Origin of the sequence: Clostridium simiarum (genome assembly GCF_018919175.1) — a bacterium.
GTDB lineage: Bacteria > Bacillota > Clostridia > Clostridiales > Clostridiaceae > Clostridium_L > Clostridium_L simiarum.
Genome location: NZ_JAHLQL010000001.1, coordinates 1,036,562 through 1,054,582, shown reverse-complemented (window position 1 = coordinate 1,054,582; position 18,021 = coordinate 1,036,562). Strand labels below are relative to the sequence as shown.

The following is an 18,021-nucleotide window of genomic DNA, read 5'->3' as shown; positions in this document are numbered from 1 at the left end:
AGATGATTCTTTGCAGCATTATAAAATAATTATGACCGGTGGTGGTTCCGCAGGACATGTGACACCTAATCTTGCCTTGATTCCAAGGCTTAAATCCTTGGGATATGAAGTAAAGTATATAGGCAGTAAAGATGGTATAGAAAAAGAAATCATAAAAAATAGTGGAATTCCTTATTATTCTATATCTAGTGGGAAGCTTAGAAGATATTTTGATATAAAGAACTTTTCAGATCCTTTTAAAGTTATAAAAGGTATATTTGAAGCTATTGAAATAATGAAAAGAGAAAAGCCTGATGTAGTTTTTTCAAAGGGAGGATTTGTTTCCGTTCCTGTGGTTATAGCAGCTCACTTCAATAAAATACCTGTAGTGGCACATGAGTCTGATATGACACCAGGACTTGCAAATAAATTATCAGCGCCCTATTGTACAAAGCTTTGTCTTACCTTTCCAGAATCTTTAGATCAGGTTAAAAAGGAAAAAGGAGTATTAACTGGGACACCTATAAGAGAAGAACTTTTTAGAGGAAATAGTAAAAAGGCTTTAGAATTTTGTAATCTTACTGGAGATAAGCCTATACTTTTAGTTATAGGAGGAAGTCTAGGTTCTAAGTTTATTAATGATAATTTAAGAGCGGAGTTAGAGGAAATTTTAAAAACCTACGATGTGATTCATATATGCGGAAAAGATAATATAGATAAAAAATTAGAATCTAAAAAAGGTTATAGACAATATGAGTTTTTAAGTGAAGAATTACCTGACTTATTGAAGGCTTCGGACATAGTCTTATCAAGGGCAGGAGCTAATGTAATATATGAACTTTTAGCTCTTAAAAAGCCAAATCTTTTAATACCTCTTTCAAAAAAATCTAGCAGAGGAGACCAGATACTAAATGCAAGTTCTTTTGAAAGAAGTGGATATAGCATGGTGATTCAAGAAGAGGATATAGAAAAAGGAATTCTGCCACAAAAGATTAAGGAACTTTATGAAAATAGAAAAAAATATATTGAGCATATGGAAAAAAGTCCAGTGAAAAATGCAGTGGAAAATATAACCCGTATTATTGTGGAAAACACTAAAAATAAATAAGTAAAGTAAAAACTTCTCAAAGCCATCTTTTGAGAAGTTTTTGCTTTTTAATTCTTGAATTTCAAAAGTAAAAGCTTTTGTAACATACTTTCAAAGATTCGTATAAATATTCTGACTTTATGCAAAGATATTACTATGCTATAATTTAATAAATATTTTGTTGAAAAGGAGGGATTTTTCTGTATATTGAATTTTATGGTGCTGCAGGCTGTGTAACTGGTTCTTGTCATATAATGGTAGCAAATGAAAAAAAGATTTTATTGGATTGCGGACTTTTTCAAGGAAGAGATGAGAAGGAGATGGGTAATGAGGAGTTCCCATTTGATCCTAAGACTATAGATTATGTTATATTGTCACATTCTCACATAGATCATAGTGGAAGATTACCTCTGCTTTATAAAAAAGGATTTAAAGGAGATATAATAGCAACAAAAGCTACAGCAGATTTATGTAGATCAATGCTTATAGATAGTGGTCATATTCAAGAGATGGAAACAGAATGGAAAAATAGAAAAAGGATGAGATTAGGACTTCAAAAAATAGAGCCTCTTTATACTGCAAAACTTGGAGAGCTAACTTCCTATCTTCTTAAAGGTATTGATTATGATGAAAAACTAGAATTATTTGAAGGTTTTCAAATAAGATTTAAAGATGCCGGACACCTTTTAGGATCTGCTATAACAGAAATATTTATAAAAGAAAAAGAGAAAGAAGAAGTTAAAATAGTTTATAGTGGAGACATAGGTAATATTAGAATACCTATTTTAAGAGATCCTAGTATTATAGAAGAGGCGGATTATATTATAATGGAAAGTACTTATGGTAATAGAAACCATGAGATAATAGAACAAGAGTTTGAAGGATTGGCAGAAATAATTGAAGAAACCTTTAAAAAAGGAGGAAATGTAGTTATACCTTCCTTTGCAGTAGGAAGAACTCAAGAGGTTATATATATATTGAATAAATTTGTAGAAAATAAAAGGTTAAAGGATATTAAAGTATATGTAGATAGTCCTTTAGCAGCGGAATCTACTAGAATATTTGAAAAGCATATAGATTACTACGATGATGAAGCAAAAAGCTTAGTATTAAAAGGAGATAACCCTCTATCTTTTGATGGGCTTTATTTTACATCTTCTGTAGAGGAGTCTGTAAAAGTAAATAAAATACAAAAAGGTGCAGTAATAATATCAGCTAGTGGCATGTGTGAGGCTGGAAGGATTAAGCATCATTTAAAGCATAATCTTTGGAGAAAAGAAAGCTCAATAGTGTTTGTAGGTTATCAAGCGGAAGGTACCTTAGGGAGAAGTATTTTAGATGGATCAAAGAAAGTAAGTATATTTGGAGAGGATATTGCAGTAAATGCAAAAATATATAATCTTCCAGGCTTATCAGGTCATGCAGATAAAAAGGGATTATTAAATTGGGTTAAAGGTTATAAAAAGGGTCCAAAGGAAATACTTTTGGTTCATGGAGACAAGGATGCACAAAAAGCCTTTAAAAAATTATTAGAGGAAAACGGCTTTAAAGCAAGAAATATGGGGATAGGTGAAAAATACTATATCAATGAAGCTGATGAAAGTGCAAAAGATACAAAAGCAAGGCTTATAAAGTATATAAGTTCTATAAGAGATATGGATAATATATCTAGGGATGAGATTTTGGAGAAGGTTAAAAATATACTGTATGATGATGAAATTATTTAAGTGTAGATAAGTGCTGTTATAAAATAGTTGATCTTTAAATAAGTTTCAATTTTACCGTAAAATCTACATATTAATATAAAATTTTTACTAATCTTTTTATTTACAATGGTGAAATAAGAAGAATAATGATTAATTATCATCTTAATGGAAATATTTTAACTTGAAAAATACGATGTTTAGTATATAATGGATATGTAGATAATTATTTTCCTTTAATTTAATACTAGTCTGATTTTTCCTAAAAATAATGTAAGAGGGTGGATTTATGAGAAAAGTATCAATAATATACTGGAGTAATGGAGGAAATGTGGAAGTTTTAGCTGATCACATATTCCAAGGAGCAAAAGAAGCTGGAGCTGAGGTAATTGTAAAACATGTAAACGAAGCCTCTTTAGAGGACGTAACTTCAGCAGATGCAGTAGCTTTTGGAAGCCCATCTATGGACAATAATAGAATTGAACAAAGCGAGATGGAACCTTTTATAAATCAATTCAAATTGTTGTCAAATGAAAACAAAAATCTTGTACTTTTTGGTTCTTTTGGATGGGACGATGGGGCCTTTATGAAAGAATGGATAGTTAGGATGCAAGATTATGGATTTAACGTAGTTGGAAACATAACAGTAAAAGAAGCCCCAAATGGAAAAGAGTTAGAAAAGGCAAAGGAATTAGGAAGGATGCTGGTTAAATAGCATACACTGAAAATAATTATTAAAGTTTGCTAAATCTATTATTTTAGTAGTAAGAAAGTATTGCTAGTTAGCTTTAAAAGAACCCTTTTAAAGCTAATTGTTCTGCAAAGACCCATAATATTACTAAAATATTCTAATAATATTATAAAGAAATCGAAAGAGAGGTCAGAAGCAATGAGAAATATGAAAACAATGGATGGAAATACCGCTGCAGCTCATATCGCATATGCATTTACTGATGTGGCAGCAATATATCCTATCACTCCTTCTTCTCCAATGGCAGAGAGTGTTGATGAGTGGTCCGCACAAGGAAGAAAGAACATATTTGGTCAACCAGTTAAGGTTATGGAAATGCAATCTGAGGCAGGAGCAGCAGGAGCAGTTCATGGATCATTACAAGCTGGAGCTTTGACAACTACATTTACTGCATCACAGGGATTATTACTTATGCTCCCTAATATGTATAAAATGTCTGGAGAATTATTACCAGCAGTATTTCATGTATCTGCTAGAGCATTAGCAACTAGTGCTTTAAGCATATTTGGAGATCATCAAGACGTTATGGCGGCTAGACAAACTGGCTTTGCTTTACTTGCAGAAGGTTCCGTACAAGAAGTTATGGATCTATCAGCAGTAGCTCACTTAACAGCAATTAAATCAAGAATACCTTTCTTAAACTTCTTTGATGGATTTAGAACATCTCATGAAGTTCAAAAGATAGAGGTTATAGAATATGAAGAACTTGATAAATTAGTAGATAAGGATGCTGTTGAAGCTTTCAGAAGAAGAGCTTTAAACCCAGATCATCCAGTAACTAGAGGAACAGCTCAAAATCCAGATATCTACTTCCAAGAAAGAGAATCTGTAAATAAATTCTATGATGTAATACCAGAGATGGTTGAAAACTACATGGCAGAAATAACTAAGATTACAGGAAGAGAATATCATTGCTTTGATTATTACGGAGCAGCAGATGCTGATAGAGTAATAATAGCTATGGGCTCAGTAACAGATGTTATCGAAGAAACTATAGACTATCTAAATGCAAATGGACAAAAGGTTGGTTTAGTAAAAGTTAGATTATATAGACCATTCTCAATAGAGAGATTATTAAAGGCAGTACCAAGCACTGCTAAGAAGATTGCTGTTTTAGACAGAACTAAAGAACCAGGTGCTTCTGGAGAACCATTATACTTAGACGTTAAGAATGCATTCTATGAAAATGATAGAACACCAGTTATAGTTGGTGGAAGATATGGACTTGGATCAAAAGATACAACTCCAACTCAAATCATGAGTATATATGAAAACTTAGCTAAGGATGCACCTAAGAATGGATTTACAGTTGGAATAATAGATGATGTAACTAATACATCCCTTGAAATGTTAACACAAGATATAGATACTACACCAGAAGGAACTAAGGGTTGTAAGTTCTGGGGTCTTGGATCAGATGGTACTGTTGGAGCTAACAAGAGTGCTATAAAGATCATTGGAGACCATACAGACATGTATGCTCAAGGTTATTTCTCCTATGACTCTAAGAAATCAGGTGGAGTTACTGTATCTCACTTGAGATTTGGTAAAAAACCAATTAAATCTCCTTATTTGATAAACAGAGCAGACTTTGTTGCCTGTCACAATCAAGCTTATGTTTATAAATATTTTGTGCTAGATGGATTAAAGAAAGGTGGTACTTTCTTATTAAATTCAATCTGGACACCAGAGGAGTTAGAGGCTCATCTGCCAGCTGAATATAAGAGATATATAGCTGAAAATGATATACATTTCTATACATTAAATGCTATTAAGATAGCACAAGAAATAGGATTAGGCGGAAGAATTAACATGATAATGCAATCAGCATTCTTCAAGTTAGCTAACATAATTCCGCTAGAAGATGCAACTAAGTACCTAAAAGATGCTGTTGTTAAGTCCTATGGAAAGAAAGGACAAAAAGTTGTTGATATGAATAATGCTGCTATAGACAGAGGAATAGAAGCATTAGTTAAGATAGATGTACCTGCTTCATGGAAAGATGCTAAAGATGAAGTAGTTAAGGAAGAAAAGAAAGTTCCAGCATTTATAAAAGATATAGTTGAGCCAATGAATAGATTAGAGGGAGATAAACTTCCAGTTAGCTCATTCGTTGGAATGGAAGATGGTACTTTCGAAAATGGAACATCTGCCTTTGAAAAGAGAGGGATAGCTATAAATGTTCCAGAATGGCAAATAGACAAATGTATACAATGTAACCAATGTGCATATGTATGTCCACATGCTGTAATAAGACCATTCTTATTAGATGAAGCAGAAACAAATAATGCACCAGAAGGATTCCAAACTAAGAAAGCTGTAGGGGGAAAATCCTTCGAAGGATTAAACTTTAAAATTCAAATAAGCCCACTTGACTGTACTGGATGTGGAAACTGTGCTCAAGTATGCCCAGCACCTGAAAAGGCATTAATAATGAAGCCAATAGACAGCCAGTTACACGAAACTGAAAATTGGGATTATGCTATAACAGTAGCACCTAAGGAAAACCCAATGAACAAGAACACAGTTAAGGGAAGCCAATTTGAACAACCACTTCTTGAGTTCTCAGGAGCTTGTGCTGGTTGTGGAGAAACTCCTTATGCTAAGCTTGTTACTCAATTATTTGGTGATAGAATGATGATTGCAAATGCTACAGGATGTTCATCAATTTGGGGAGCATCAGCACCAGCAACAGCATATACTAAAAACCATAATGGTAACGGACCTGCTTGGGCTAATTCATTATTCGAAGACAATGCTGAGTATGGAATGGGAATGTACCTTGGAGTTAGAGCTATGAGAGAAAAACTAGCTGAATCAGTTAAATCTGCTATGGAAAGCGGAGTTTCTGATAATACAAAAGCAGTACTTGCTGACTGGCTAGAAAACATAAACAATGGTGAAGGTACAAGAGATAGAGCAAACAGAGTAATAGCTGCTTTATCACAAGAAAAACAAAATGAATTTGTTAAAGATGTATTAGGGAATAAAGACTTCTTAGTTAAGAGATCACACTGGATCTTTGGAGGAGACGGTTGGGCTTATGATATAGGATACGGTGGATTAGACCACGTGCTTGCATCTGGAGAAGACGTAAATGTACTTGTATTTGATACAGAAGTTTACTCAAATACAGGAGGTCAATCATCAAAATCCACTCCAACAGCTGCTATAGCTAAGTTTGCAGCTTCAGGTAAGAGAACTAAGAAAAAAGACCTTGGAATGATGGCTATGAGTTATGGTTATGTATATGTTGCTCAAATTTCTATGGGAGCAGATAAGAACCAAACATTAAAGGCTATAGCTGAAGCTGAAGCATACGAAGGACCATCTTTAATAATAGCTTATGCTCCATGTATAAACCATGGTATTAAGAATGGTATGGGTAACAGCCAATTAGAATCTAAATTAGCAGTAGATAGCGGGTACTGGGCACTATATAGATACAATCCAACAGTAAAAGATGCTGGACGTAATCCATTTAGCCTAGACTCTAAAGAACCAACAATGGCATTTAGAGACTTCTTACTAGGAGAAGTTAGATACGCTTCACTACAAAAATCTTACCCAGACTTTGCAGAAGAGTTATTTGCAAAGACTGAGAGAGATGCTATGGAAAGATTAAATAACTATAAGAAGCTTGCTAATCAACAATAGTAATTATTTATAGAAAAGACTACCTTAATAGGTAGTCTTTTTAATTAAATTTAAAGATCAATAAAAACATTGAACCTAAAATATTGGAAAAAATACCCTATAATTTTATAAAGGATATGGATGTATCTTAATCAAAGTAAAAAAAGGATTTTTAATAGAAAGTTACTATAAGTAAAAAGAAAGTATATAAAATTTTAAAAACCCCTTTTATTATTTCTGAATTAAGGTTAAAATGGATACATAATACTTTAAGGAGGTGAAGATCTGAACTTCTATTATGATACCTTTCTAATTAGAGGTCAGAGATTACATGAATAATGACGAATTAAAAAAATGCGGTTGCGGCTGCGAAGAAAATAGTGATTGCGGTTGCGAAGAAACTAAAGAGTGTGGATGCGAAGGACATGATCATGATCATGAGCATGAATGTGGTTGTGGATGTGGAGATCATAGCCATGAATTTGAATCTTTCGTAGTAGATTTAGAGGATGAAGAAGGTAATGTCACACCATGTGAGGTGGTAGACGGATTCGAATATAAAGATGGTCAATATGTATTAGTACAAAATCCAACTGATGGATCAGTGTACTTGTTTAAAGCAGTAGGAGAAGATGGTGAATTAGTTATACCAGAAGACCAAGAGTTTGAAGAAGTTTCAAAGTACTATGAAACTTTATTAGAAGAAGAAGAATAGAATATTAAAACTGCTGCTATTGCAGCAGTTTTTTGCTATAGTTTTCTAAAAATTAGCATTAAAAAATCTAAGTAAAACTTAGTATTGGATAGGCTTTATGATCTATACTAAAATAAAGGAGTTGTATGCTATAGTTAAGCTTGCTATATTTGATGTGGATTACACTTTAACTAGAAAAGAAACATTAATGGAATTGTTTAAATTTATGATAAAAAAGAATCCTAAAAACCTTATATATATTCCTAGGGCTATATTTTCAGGTCTTATGTTTGTATTTGGAATTTTTGATGAGAAAAAAACAAAAGAAACTTTTTTAAAATTTATTGATGGAATCCATGAAAGAGACTTGGATGTTTTAGTAAAGGAATTTTATAAGAGTAGATTGAGCAATATAATATATGAAGATGCTATTAATATGATAAAAAAGTTAAAAAATGAAGGATATCTTATATATCTAATATCTGCCTCGCCGGAGTTCTACTTAAAAGAACTTTATAATATAAAGGAAGTAGATAAAATAATAGGCACAAAATATCTTTGTAGAGATGGGATTCATACTAGATGTATGGATGGTCTGAATTGTAAGGGGGAGGAAAAAGTAGAAAGATTGAAAGAAGAACTTAAAAAGGAAAATATACAAGTTGATTATGAAAATTCGTATATGTTTTCAGATTCTCTTTCAGATAAGCCTTTATTTGATTTGGTAGGTAAACCTTATCTTATAAATTTCAGAAAAACTAGCAAGGATATAGAAATATTAAGATGGAAGTAAACTATTTAGGAGGGATTTTATGGCGGATTGCATACATGAGTTTTTAATTCAAAATGGAGAGGTTAAAAAATGTCATGATTTTCACAATAGCTTAATTTATAGTGATATTAATGTGTATGAAGTTATAAGGATTATAAATGGGGTTCCTTTATTTTGCGAAAAGCATTTAGAAAGGATGAAAAAGTCTATGGAATTAATCCATATGGATTTTCCATACAGCTATGACTTTTGTAAAGAAAATATAATTAAACTTATAGGTGCTAACAATAAAATAGATGGCAATATAAAGCTAGTTATAAATGCTGATAAGCCTAAGAAAGATTTCACGCTTTTTTATATAAATCACCATTATCCAGAGGCGGAGCTCTATGAAGAAGGGGTAAAAACTATTCTTTATCATGGAGAAAGAGATAACCCTAATGCGAAAATAGTAAATGATGATTTTAGAGAAAAAATAAATGAAAGCATAAAAAAGGCTAATGCATATGAAGCTATACTAGTAGATAGAAAGGGGAGGATAACTGAAGGAAGCAGGTCAAATATTTTCTTTGTAAAGGGAGATAAAGTAATAACTTCACCTTTGGCAGATGTATTGCCTGGTATAACTAGAGAAGAAATATTAAGGCTTTGTACAGAAAATAAAATAAAAGTTGTAGAAGAAGGTTATAGTTATGAAGAGATAAAATTTTTAGATGGTGCTTTTATATCAGGGACTTCTCCTAGGGTTTTGCCTATAAGTTACATCGATGAAAAAGCACTAAATTCTCCACAAAATCCTATTATAAAAATTATAATAAATAAATATCAGGAAAGAATGCAAAATTATATAAATTGTTGGACGTAAAGAACGATAATAAATAGTAAGGCTTCTTTGTTAAAAAATGAAGAAGTATAGACTATTAATAAAAAATAAAGTAAGATTAAAATAATTATTAAAGTTAACCTATGGAAAATAATATATATGAAAAACATTTCCAATGTGGTATACTTAAAATGTAAAATTTTAATATATTGAGGAGAGGAAAATGGTGGGAAAAGTTTATTCAGCTTCAACTCTTGAAAAATGTCTTTTCCAAGCCAGTAAAGACCTTAATATTCCGCAAGGAGATTTAATTTATACTATAATTGAGGAAAAAAAAGGTCTGTTCAGCAAGAAAGTTGTAATTAAGGTTACAGTAAAGGAAAAAGACAAAGAGCCAGAGCAAATTGAAGACAAAGATGGAATTATCGGTATAAAGGATAGGAAAATTTATGTTTTAGATCCTAAAGAAGGAGGGAGGCCTGCAAAAATCACTCCTTCAGAAAAGGTAGTTATCAAAGTTGATGGAGAAGAAATAAAGGAAGAAAAATTTGTGCTTAGTAGTAGCAATATTGAGGTAACCATACCTGAAGATGATACTGTGCCAAAGAGAATTTTGGATATCAAGATATTTCCAGATAAGATGAAGGCTTATGGAAGCACAGAATTTGTACCTAAAAAGATTTATAGTCTTAAAGATACAATAGATAAAAAGATTTTAAATATTGAATTAAAAGAAGAAAATGTTTATTCTCCATTATATACCTACGAAGAGGTAAAGGCAGCTTTAGAAAAATCAGGAATTGTTTTTGGTATAAAAGAAGAAGAGATAGATAAACTTATAAATGAAAAAAACCAAAACAATATACTTTTAGCAGAGGGACTATTGCCAGTAGATGAAGAGCAGGATTACATCGATTTTAAATATGGTCAAGATATCAACAAATTCAAAGAAGATAAAAGGGGTCGAATAGATTATAAAAGTATAGGTGCTGTACAGGCATTTAAAAAAGGGGATGTTATTGCTGAAAAGATAAAAGGCAAGCCTGGAATGGAAGGAAAAAGTGTAAAGGGCGACACTCTTTCCTATAAACCTGCAAAACCTATAGTATTTAGAGCGGCAGATGGATGTAAGCTTTCTGATGAAGGAGATAAGATAATATCTACAATAGAAGGGAAGCCTACATTTAAAAATGGAACTTTCTATGTAAAACCAGTACATGAAGTTTTATCAGATGTGGATTTAAAGACTGGAAACATTAAGTTTTCAGGAGACATAGTGATAAAGGGGAATGTTAAAGAAGGTATGAAGATAGAAGGCGGAAGTTCAGTTTTAATAGAAGGTGCTATAGAATCCTCAGAGATAATAGGTAAAGGGGATATAGATATAAAAGGAAATATATTGTTATCCAGGGTTTATGGAGGAGGAAATGATGTTTTAAAGCTTCAATATTTAAATGACTTAAGTACACTTTTAAATGCACTAGAATCAATGATGACCAGTGTAATGGAAATTAAAAGATTTAATCTAGTCAATAAAGATGTAGCAGATGGTGAAATTATTAAAGCTTTAATAGATAATAAGTTTAAAACTCTTCCAAAAATTTGTGCTAATATTTTAAGAGATTCTATGCTAGAGGACGATATTAATACAGAAGTTGTAGATATATTGAAAGAGAAAATAATTGGATTTGGCCCTTTAAAGATTAAACATTTTAGTGAAATAGATGATATAATATCTATTGTTAAAAGAAAGATTGAAATATTAAACAATAATTTAACCTTGCCAGTAAATGTTACACTGAATTATTGTCAAGATTCAAATATTCAGAGTTCAGGAAATATATTTTTTAAAGGAAAAGGAGAATATATTTCAAACATTTCATCAAATAATGGAGTATATTTCGAAGAGCCAGGGAGTATAGCAAGAGGTGGCACTATAAAAGCTAAAAATGAAATAAGGGCAAAAACTGTAGGTAGTAGTGGTGGTGTATCCACAAGACTGGCAGTGGAGTCTAAAGGACATATATATGTAGAAGTTGCTTATCAAAACACTATTTTTGCTTTTGGTGAAAAAGAAAGTGTATTAGATGTACCAAGTAAAGATGTACATGCCTATGTTGATGAAGATGGAGATATAATTATAGACAGACTAAAATTATAGGAGGATTCAATACCATGAATGAAAAAGAGATTAAGATTTTAATCTTTAGCCTAAATGGAGAACATTATGCAACAGATATAATGGAAGTTGAAAGAATACTAGGCTATGAAGAGCCTACAGTGCTTCCAGATGCTCCTGATTTTGTAGAAGGGGTAATAAACTACGAAGGACATATATTACCTGTAGTAAGCCTTGCTAGAAGATTTAATCTTCCACAAGGAGTAAAAAATGCAGAGTCCAAGATAATAGTAGTAAAGCAAAAAGAGCAAAAAATAGGTATGATAGTAGATGTGGTGTCAGAAGTTAGAGATATAAAATCAGAAAATATAGAAAATCCTCCAGATATAGCAACAACTATTTCCAAAAGATATATAAAAGGTCTTATAAAATTAGATAAAAAAATAATCATATTCTTAAACTTGGGAAGCATTTTAACAGACGAAGAAAAACAATCCATGATGTAAGGGTGAAAATATGGAAATTAATGAAGTCAGAGTAGGTATTGCAGATCTTAATATTGTATATTCACCAGGAAAAATAATTACTGTTGGATTGGGCTCCTGTATAGGTATTGCATTTTATGATAGGACAGCATCTTTAGGTGGACTTGCTCACATTATGTTGCCAGATAGTACTCAATTTAACAATGTGACTAATCCCTTAAAGTTTGCTGACCTTGCCATACCTTTACTTTTGGAAAGAATGGAAAAACAAGGAGCGAGAAGAAGAAACATAAAGGCTAAAATAGCTGGTGGAGCTTCCATGTTTAATTTCTCAGATAAGAGCATGATAACGGATATAGGAAATAGAAATGGTATAGCTGTAAAACAAACCTTAGAAAAATTATCTATACCTATATTAGCTATAGATGTGGGAGGAAACAAGGGTAGGACAATGATATTAGATGCTTCAAATGGAGTTGTTCAAATAAGAACCGTTGGCATGGGTATTAAAGAATTATAATGGAGTTGATAATGCTTGAGTAAAATTAAAGTTATTGTAGTAGATGATTCAGCTTTAATGAGGAAGATAATATCTGATATGCTAAATGAAGAGTCGGATATAGAAGTTATAGACATAGCACGAAATGGAGAAGAGCTACTATCAAAGCTAGAAAAACATAGACCTGATGCCATAACATTAGATGTTGAAATGCCTAAAATGGATGGTATAACAGCTCTAAAGGAACTTAAAAGAAAAAATATACATATACCTGTTATAATGCTAAGTAGCATTTCAACAAAAGGAACGGAATTAACAATGGAGTGCCTTGAGGCAGGTGCCTTTGATTTCATACCTAAACCTTCAGGCACTATTTCTTTAGACATAAATAAGGTTAGAAATGATTTAATAGAAAAGATAAGGGCTGCATATAATAAAAGTTCTGCACAGGTAAATAGAAATTTTAATAAGTTTGAGAAAAGAACTCAATCTTTAAAAGAAGAGAGAGAAGCTAAACGTGAGGCTTTAAGAAAGAGAAAAGAGGCTGAAACTGATGCTTTAGGAAAAATAGATGCAGTGGTTATAGGGGCATCTACTGGTGGCCCAAAGGCTCTTTATACAGTTGTTACAGCTTTGCCTGTTAATTTAGGTGTACCTGTTATAATTGTACAACATATGCCAGCAGGCTTTACAAAGGCTTTTGCGGAAAGATTAAATAATAATAGTGACATAAAAGTTGTAGAGGCTTTTGATGGGCAGAATATAGAAAAAAATGTAGTATATATAGCACCAGGTGGATTCCATTTAGAAGTAGGAGGGGATGGCAAGCTTCATCTTAATACAGAACCTACAATTTGGGGAGTTAGGCCTGCTGTGGATAAGTTATTTATATCTGCTTCAAAGCTATATGGATCAAGACTTATGAGCGTAGTGCTTACAGGTATGGGAAGAGATGGTGCAGGCGGTACCGTTGAAGTTAAAAGTAGAGGCGGATTTACTCTGTCAGAAGATGAATCTACATGTACTATATATGGTATGCCTAAAGCTGCCTATGAAACAGGCAAGGTAGACCTTGTGTTACCCTTAGAAGAAATTCCTGTGCATATTGTAAAAACTGTGATGGGGGTTAGAAGATAGAAATGGATTTAATACAATTCGAGCAATGGGTTTTAAAAGATTTTGGCATAGATTTATCAGCCTATAAGTCCAATCAGCTTCATAGAAGAATTCAAAGTTTAATGTCTAGAGTAGGGGTAAATTCTGTTGATGAGTATGTAGCTTTACTTAAAAAAGATCAGGGTCAAAGACAAAAATTTTTAGATTTTATAACTATAAATGTTACAGAGTTTTTTAGGAATCCAGATATTTTTAATGAGTTTAAAGGAAAGCTTCAAGAAGAGTTAAGGATAAATAAAAGACCTCTTAAAATATGGAGTGCTGCCTGCTCTATTGGTGCAGAGCCTTATTCTATAGCAATGATATTAGATGAGATATCTCCTGGAGTAAGACATAATATTATAGCTACAGATTTAGATGCTACTATACTTGAAAAGGCAAAAAAGGGAGAATATACTTATTCAGATGTTAAAAATATAAAAAAAGAATATATAGACAAGTATTTCAAAGTAATTGGAGAAAAATACATACTGGATAATAAGATAAAAAGTATGGTAACCTTTAAAAAACATGATCTAATTCTAGATAGATATGATAGTGGATTTGACGTTATAGTCTGTAGAAATGTAGTAATATATTTCAATCAAGATATAAAAAATGATATATATAAAAAATTCAGCAGTTCTTTGAATCGAAGTGGCATATTATTTGTAGGAGCCACCGAAAGTATATATAATTATAGAGATTTTGGATTTGAAAAGGCTTCTACTTTTATATATAAGAAGCTATAAGGAGGTAAATATATGGATACACAACAATATTTATCCATGTTTTTAGAAGAGTCTATGGATAATCTTCAAACTTTAAATGAGTCCTTATTAGAACTTGAACAACAACCAAATGATATAGATAAGTTAAATGAAATATTTCGTGTAGCTCATACTATAAAAGGTATGGCAGCCACTATGGGTTATAATGATATGGCAGAATTAACCCATAAAATGGAGGATGTCTTATCAAAATTTAGGGAAGGCCAACTTAAAGTAACTCAAAGGGTTGTAACTGTACTTTTTGAATGTTTGGATACTCTTGAAAAAATGGTAGATGATGTAGCTGAAGGCATAGAGGGAGAGAAAGACATAGCAGATATAATGAAACAACTAGAATCTATAGCAGAAGGTGAAAGTATAGAAGAGGAAGAAGAAAAAGAAGTTGAAGCTCAAGAGATGAAAGTTGAAGATAATTCAGTAAAAGACAGACTGCAGCTTAATGAATATGATATTAATGTAATTAAGCAAGCAGGAGAAAAGGGGTTTAACTCTCAAGAGATAAACATAGTTTTAGATGAAAATACCCTACTGAAATCTGCAAGAGCATTTTTAATATTTAAATCTCTAGAAGAAAATGGAGAAATAATAAAATCCATACCAAGTGCAGAAGATATTGAAAATGAAAACTTTGACTTTGAATTATCCTTGGTTTATATAACTACTAAAGAAGATAAAGAGGTATTTGATATTGTATCTAATATATCTGAAGTAAGCAAGGTAGAAGTTAGTGAAATAGATTTAAGTTCTAATAAAATAAAACAAATTGCAGAAAATAATGTTAAAGTTGTAACAGAAAGTGAAATAAGAGAAAAAGAAATAGAAGAAACGTCAAAAAATTCAGAGCCTAAGCATGAAGTGAAATCTTCAGAAGAGGTTAAAAAGCCTAAGGCAAAAGAAGAACATAAAGAAAGAGAAAATAACGGTATTCATAAAAAAGCACACCAGTCTGTAAGAGTTGATCTAGAAAGATTAGACAAATTTATGAATATGGTGTCCGAACTTGTGATACATAGAACAAGATTAGAACAGATAAGTACAAGCTACAAATTAGGTGAGTTAAATGAAACTTTAGAACAAGTAGCTAGAACTACATCAGATCTGCAAGATTTGGTAATGAAGATAAGGATGCTACCTCTTGATGTTGTATTCAATAGATTTCCAAGGATGATAAGAGACCTTTCTGTAGAGCTTAATAAAGAAATGGAGTTTGTAATAGAGGGTCAGGACACTGAATTGGATAGAACTGTTATAGACGAAATAGGAGAACCGCTTATACATCTTATAAGAAATGCAGCTGATCATGGAATAGAGTCTAAAGAAGATAGGATAGCTAAAGGAAAAAAACCTGTAGGAAGAATTAAATTAAGTGCTTATCAAGAAGGTACTAAGGCTGTTATAAAGGTAGAAGATGATGGAAAAGGAATAGAAGTAGAAAAAGTTAGAATTAAAGCTGAAAGAATGGGAATCAGTACAGATGGAATGAGTGATAATGACATTAGAAATCTCATATTCCTTCAAGGATTTAGCACTAATGAACAGGTTACAGATATTTCAGGTCGTGGAGTTGGAATGGATGTTGTTAAGACGAAGATTGCAGCTTTAGGTGGAACTGTAGATGTTATAAGTGAAATAGATAAAGGTTCCACATTTATAATTAAACTACCATTAACTCTACAAATAATTCAAGCTCTCCTTGTGAAAGTTGGTAGTGAAACTATGGCTATATCTTTAGGATATATAGATAGAGTAATTGACTATAGTGAGGAGCTGCTAAAGAAAACTAACGGAAAAGAAGTTATAATTTACAGAGGTAATGTTATTCCATTAGTTAGAGTGAATGAGAATATAGGACTTGAAGTAGGAGAAGATGAAAAGAGATTTATAGTAATAGTAAATGTAGGAGAAAAAACTGTAGGCCTTTTAGTGGATGGTCTATTAGGACAACAAGAAATAGTTATAAAACCTCTTGGAAAAACTCTTCAAGGATTAAAAGAGTATATAGGAGCTACCATATTAGGTGATGGACTAGTTACACTGATTCTTGATGTGGCAGCCTTAATTTAATAAAAAAATTCCTCATCACAAGTTTAAGTGAGGTGATAAAATAGAATGAGCTATTCAAAGTTCACTGCAATGCAGCTTGATGCGTTAAGAGAAGTAGGAAACATAGGAGCAGGAAATGCAGCAACAGCACTTTCACAGTTATTAAATAAAAAAGTTGACATGACAGTACCTGCTGTTAATATAGTATCATTTGATGAGGTCTTCTCTCGTATTGGAGCAGAAAAAGAAGTAGTAGGAGTTATTGTTAGGGTATTAGGAGATACCCCTGGGAATATATTATTTATATTTGAAAAGGAGGTATCTTTAAATATAATAGAGCAATTGACAGGTTTGCGGGAGGATAATATAAGTGAGATGGGATATTCTGTGCTCTGTGAAATAGGGAACATAATATCGGGATCTTACATGAATGCTATAGCAAAGTTTACAAATTTGCTTATAACACCATCTGTTCCTGCTGTAACCTATGATATGTTAGGGGCTATCCTTAGCACTACATTCATTGAGTCAGCTCAATATGATGATCAAGTATTAGATATTGAAACCATGTTCTTAAATAATGATTTGAACCAGAATATTAGTGGGCATTTTTACTACGTCCCAATGCCTGGGTCTTTAGAGAAAATGTTAAATACATTAGGAGTAATTTAATGTTGGAGGTATGAAAAAATGGCAAAAGTATTAATCGTTGACGACGCTGCTTTTATGAGAATGATGATTAAAGACATTCTTGAAAAAAATGGGTTTGAAGTTGTAGGAGAAGCAAGTAATGGCATTAAAGCTATAGAAATATATAAGAAAGAGAAACCAGATGTGGTAACTATGGATATTACAATGCCTGATATGGATGGAATAGAAGCAGTAAAGGAAATTAAAGCCTTTGACCCAGCAGCAAAAATAATAATGTGTAGCGCTATGGGACAACAAACTATGGTAATGGATGCTATAAGAGCAGGAGCAAGAGACTTTATAGTAAAACCATTCCAAGCTGATAGGGTTTTAGAAGCTATAAAAAAGACCATAGGCTAAAGGAGGCTTTTCTAAATGCAAATAGTAATATTTAGATTAAATGATGAGCAGTTTGCCGTAGAGACTTCGAAGGTACAAGGTATAAATGACATCATGGAAATAACAAAAGTTCCTAAGGCTCCAAGTTATATAAAAGGACTTATAAATCTAAGAGGAAGTATAATATCACTTTTGGATATAAATTTACTTTTAGATATGGGGTTATCAGCCATTGAACAAAACAATATAATAATACTTAATATGCAAGAGGAGCAAGTAGGTATAACTGTAGATCAAGTAGATGAAGTTTTAGAAGTAGAAGAAAGCATCATTGAAAAAGTAGAAGATCAAAAAAAGAAATCATATATAAAAGGAGTTATTAATTTTAAAGATAGAATAGTTACATTAATAGATATAGACAAATTACTATCAAATTATTAATAAGAAATGAGGGA

The 18,021-nt window shown here is 32.0% G+C and carries 16 protein-coding genes; all 16 read left to right on the top strand.

Translation table 11 applies throughout. From position 1 onward, the window contains the following. The first annotated feature begins 10 nt into the window (after positions 1 to 10). Positions 11 to 1,087 carry an undecaprenyldiphospho-muramoylpentapeptide beta-N-acetylglucosaminyltransferase gene (locus KQI89_RS05075; RefSeq protein ID WP_216456154.1) on the top strand — a complete coding sequence of 359 codons (1,077 nt, stop codon included), beginning with the start codon at positions 11 to 13 and terminating at the stop codon, positions 1,085 to 1,087. Between the two features lie 179 nt (positions 1,088 to 1,266). Next, positions 1,267 to 2,793: an MBL fold metallo-hydrolase RNA specificity domain-containing protein gene (locus tag KQI89_RS05070; RefSeq protein ID WP_216456667.1), complete on the top strand. Its 1,527-nt coding sequence runs from the start codon at positions 1,267 to 1,269 to the stop codon at positions 2,791 to 2,793. Positions 2,794 to 3,058: 265 nt separating this feature from the next. Continuing rightward, positions 3,059 to 3,484 carry a flavodoxin gene (locus tag KQI89_RS05065; protein WP_032122016.1) on the top strand — a complete coding sequence of 142 codons (426 nt, stop codon included), beginning with the start codon at positions 3,059 to 3,061 and terminating at the stop codon, positions 3,482 to 3,484. A 174-nt stretch (positions 3,485 to 3,658) separates the two neighbouring features. Beyond that, the gene (gene nifJ, locus KQI89_RS05060; protein ID WP_216456153.1) at positions 3,659 to 7,177 is read left to right on the top strand and encodes a pyruvate:ferredoxin (flavodoxin) oxidoreductase; all 3,519 of its coding nucleotides are present in this window, start codon (positions 3,659 to 3,661) and stop codon (positions 7,175 to 7,177) included. 310 nt (positions 7,178 to 7,487) lie between these two features. Continuing rightward, positions 7,488 to 7,871 carry a DUF1292 domain-containing protein gene (locus KQI89_RS05055; RefSeq protein ID WP_032122014.1) on the top strand — a complete coding sequence of 128 codons (384 nt, stop codon included), beginning with the start codon at positions 7,488 to 7,490 and terminating at the stop codon, positions 7,869 to 7,871. Between the two features lie 130 nt (positions 7,872 to 8,001). Then, positions 8,002 to 8,643, top strand: coding sequence for an HAD-IB family hydrolase (locus tag KQI89_RS05050; protein WP_216456666.1), 642 nt, complete (start codon positions 8,002 to 8,004; stop codon positions 8,641 to 8,643). Between the two features lie 19 nt (positions 8,644 to 8,662). Continuing rightward, a complete protein-coding gene (locus tag KQI89_RS05045; protein WP_216456152.1) occupies positions 8,663 to 9,487 on the top strand; it encodes an aminotransferase class IV in 825 nt (274 codons plus the stop codon). Between the two features lie 181 nt (positions 9,488 to 9,668). Continuing rightward, positions 9,669 to 11,606 carry a flagellar assembly protein A gene (locus tag KQI89_RS05040; protein ID WP_216456151.1) on the top strand — a complete coding sequence of 646 codons (1,938 nt, stop codon included), beginning with the start codon at positions 9,669 to 9,671 and terminating at the stop codon, positions 11,604 to 11,606. Positions 11,607 to 11,620: 14 nt separating this feature from the next. Beyond that, a complete protein-coding gene (locus KQI89_RS05035; protein WP_032122011.1) occupies positions 11,621 to 12,070 on the top strand; it encodes a chemotaxis protein CheW in 450 nt (149 codons plus the stop codon). Positions 12,071 to 12,080: 10 nt separating this feature from the next. Next, positions 12,081 to 12,569 (top strand): chemotaxis protein CheD, encoded by a 489-nt coding sequence (locus KQI89_RS05030; RefSeq protein WP_216456150.1) that lies wholly within the window; start codon positions 12,081 to 12,083, stop codon positions 12,567 to 12,569. Between the two features lie 15 nt (positions 12,570 to 12,584). After that, positions 12,585 to 13,685, top strand: coding sequence for a protein-glutamate methylesterase/protein-glutamine glutaminase (locus tag KQI89_RS05025; RefSeq protein ID WP_216456149.1), 1,101 nt, complete (start codon positions 12,585 to 12,587; stop codon positions 13,683 to 13,685). Between the two features lie 2 nt (positions 13,686 to 13,687). Beyond that, positions 13,688 to 14,455 carry a CheR family methyltransferase gene (locus KQI89_RS05020; protein ID WP_216456148.1) on the top strand — a complete coding sequence of 256 codons (768 nt, stop codon included), beginning with the start codon at positions 13,688 to 13,690 and terminating at the stop codon, positions 14,453 to 14,455. A gap of 12 nt (positions 14,456 to 14,467) precedes the next feature. Beyond that, entirely contained in the window at positions 14,468 to 16,558 is a 2,091-nt protein-coding gene (locus KQI89_RS05015) for a chemotaxis protein CheA (RefSeq protein WP_216456147.1), read from the top strand. 45 nt (positions 16,559 to 16,603) lie between these two features. Beyond that, positions 16,604 to 17,209, top strand: a complete 606-nt coding sequence (locus KQI89_RS05010) for a chemotaxis protein CheC (RefSeq protein WP_032122006.1) — start codon at positions 16,604 to 16,606, stop codon at positions 17,207 to 17,209. Positions 17,210 to 17,227: 18 nt separating this feature from the next. Further along, positions 17,228 to 17,587 (top strand): response regulator, encoded by a 360-nt coding sequence (locus KQI89_RS05005; protein ID WP_032122005.1) that lies wholly within the window; start codon positions 17,228 to 17,230, stop codon positions 17,585 to 17,587. A gap of 15 nt (positions 17,588 to 17,602) precedes the next feature. Continuing rightward, a complete protein-coding gene (locus tag KQI89_RS05000; RefSeq protein WP_032122004.1) occupies positions 17,603 to 18,007 on the top strand; it encodes a chemotaxis protein CheW in 405 nt (134 codons plus the stop codon). Positions 18,008 to 18,021 lie beyond the last annotated feature (14 nt).

Coding starts and splice junctions, on each gene's coding strand:
- KQI89_RS05035 (WP_032122011.1), top strand. CDS start 11,621: ATGAATGAAAAAGAGATTAAGATTTTAATCTTTAGCCTAAATGGAGAA.
- KQI89_RS05040 (WP_216456151.1), top strand. CDS start 9,669: ATGGTGGGAAAAGTTTATTCAGCTTCAACTCTTGAAAAATGTCTTTTC.
- nifJ (WP_216456153.1), top strand. CDS start 3,659: ATGAGAAATATGAAAACAATGGATGGAAATACCGCTGCAGCTCATATC.
- KQI89_RS05030 (WP_216456150.1), top strand. CDS start 12,081: ATGGAAATTAATGAAGTCAGAGTAGGTATTGCAGATCTTAATATTGTA.
- KQI89_RS05020 (WP_216456148.1), top strand. CDS start 13,688: ATGGATTTAATACAATTCGAGCAATGGGTTTTAAAAGATTTTGGCATA.
- KQI89_RS05065 (WP_032122016.1), top strand. CDS start 3,059: ATGAGAAAAGTATCAATAATATACTGGAGTAATGGAGGAAATGTGGAA.
- KQI89_RS05005 (WP_032122005.1), top strand. CDS start 17,228: ATGGCAAAAGTATTAATCGTTGACGACGCTGCTTTTATGAGAATGATG.
- KQI89_RS05010 (WP_032122006.1), top strand. CDS start 16,604: ATGAGCTATTCAAAGTTCACTGCAATGCAGCTTGATGCGTTAAGAGAA.
- KQI89_RS05045 (WP_216456152.1), top strand. CDS start 8,663: ATGGCGGATTGCATACATGAGTTTTTAATTCAAAATGGAGAGGTTAAA.
- KQI89_RS05055 (WP_032122014.1), top strand. CDS start 7,488: ATGAATAATGACGAATTAAAAAAATGCGGTTGCGGCTGCGAAGAAAAT.
- KQI89_RS05015 (WP_216456147.1), top strand. CDS start 14,468: ATGGATACACAACAATATTTATCCATGTTTTTAGAAGAGTCTATGGAT.
- KQI89_RS05000 (WP_032122004.1), top strand. CDS start 17,603: ATGCAAATAGTAATATTTAGATTAAATGATGAGCAGTTTGCCGTAGAG.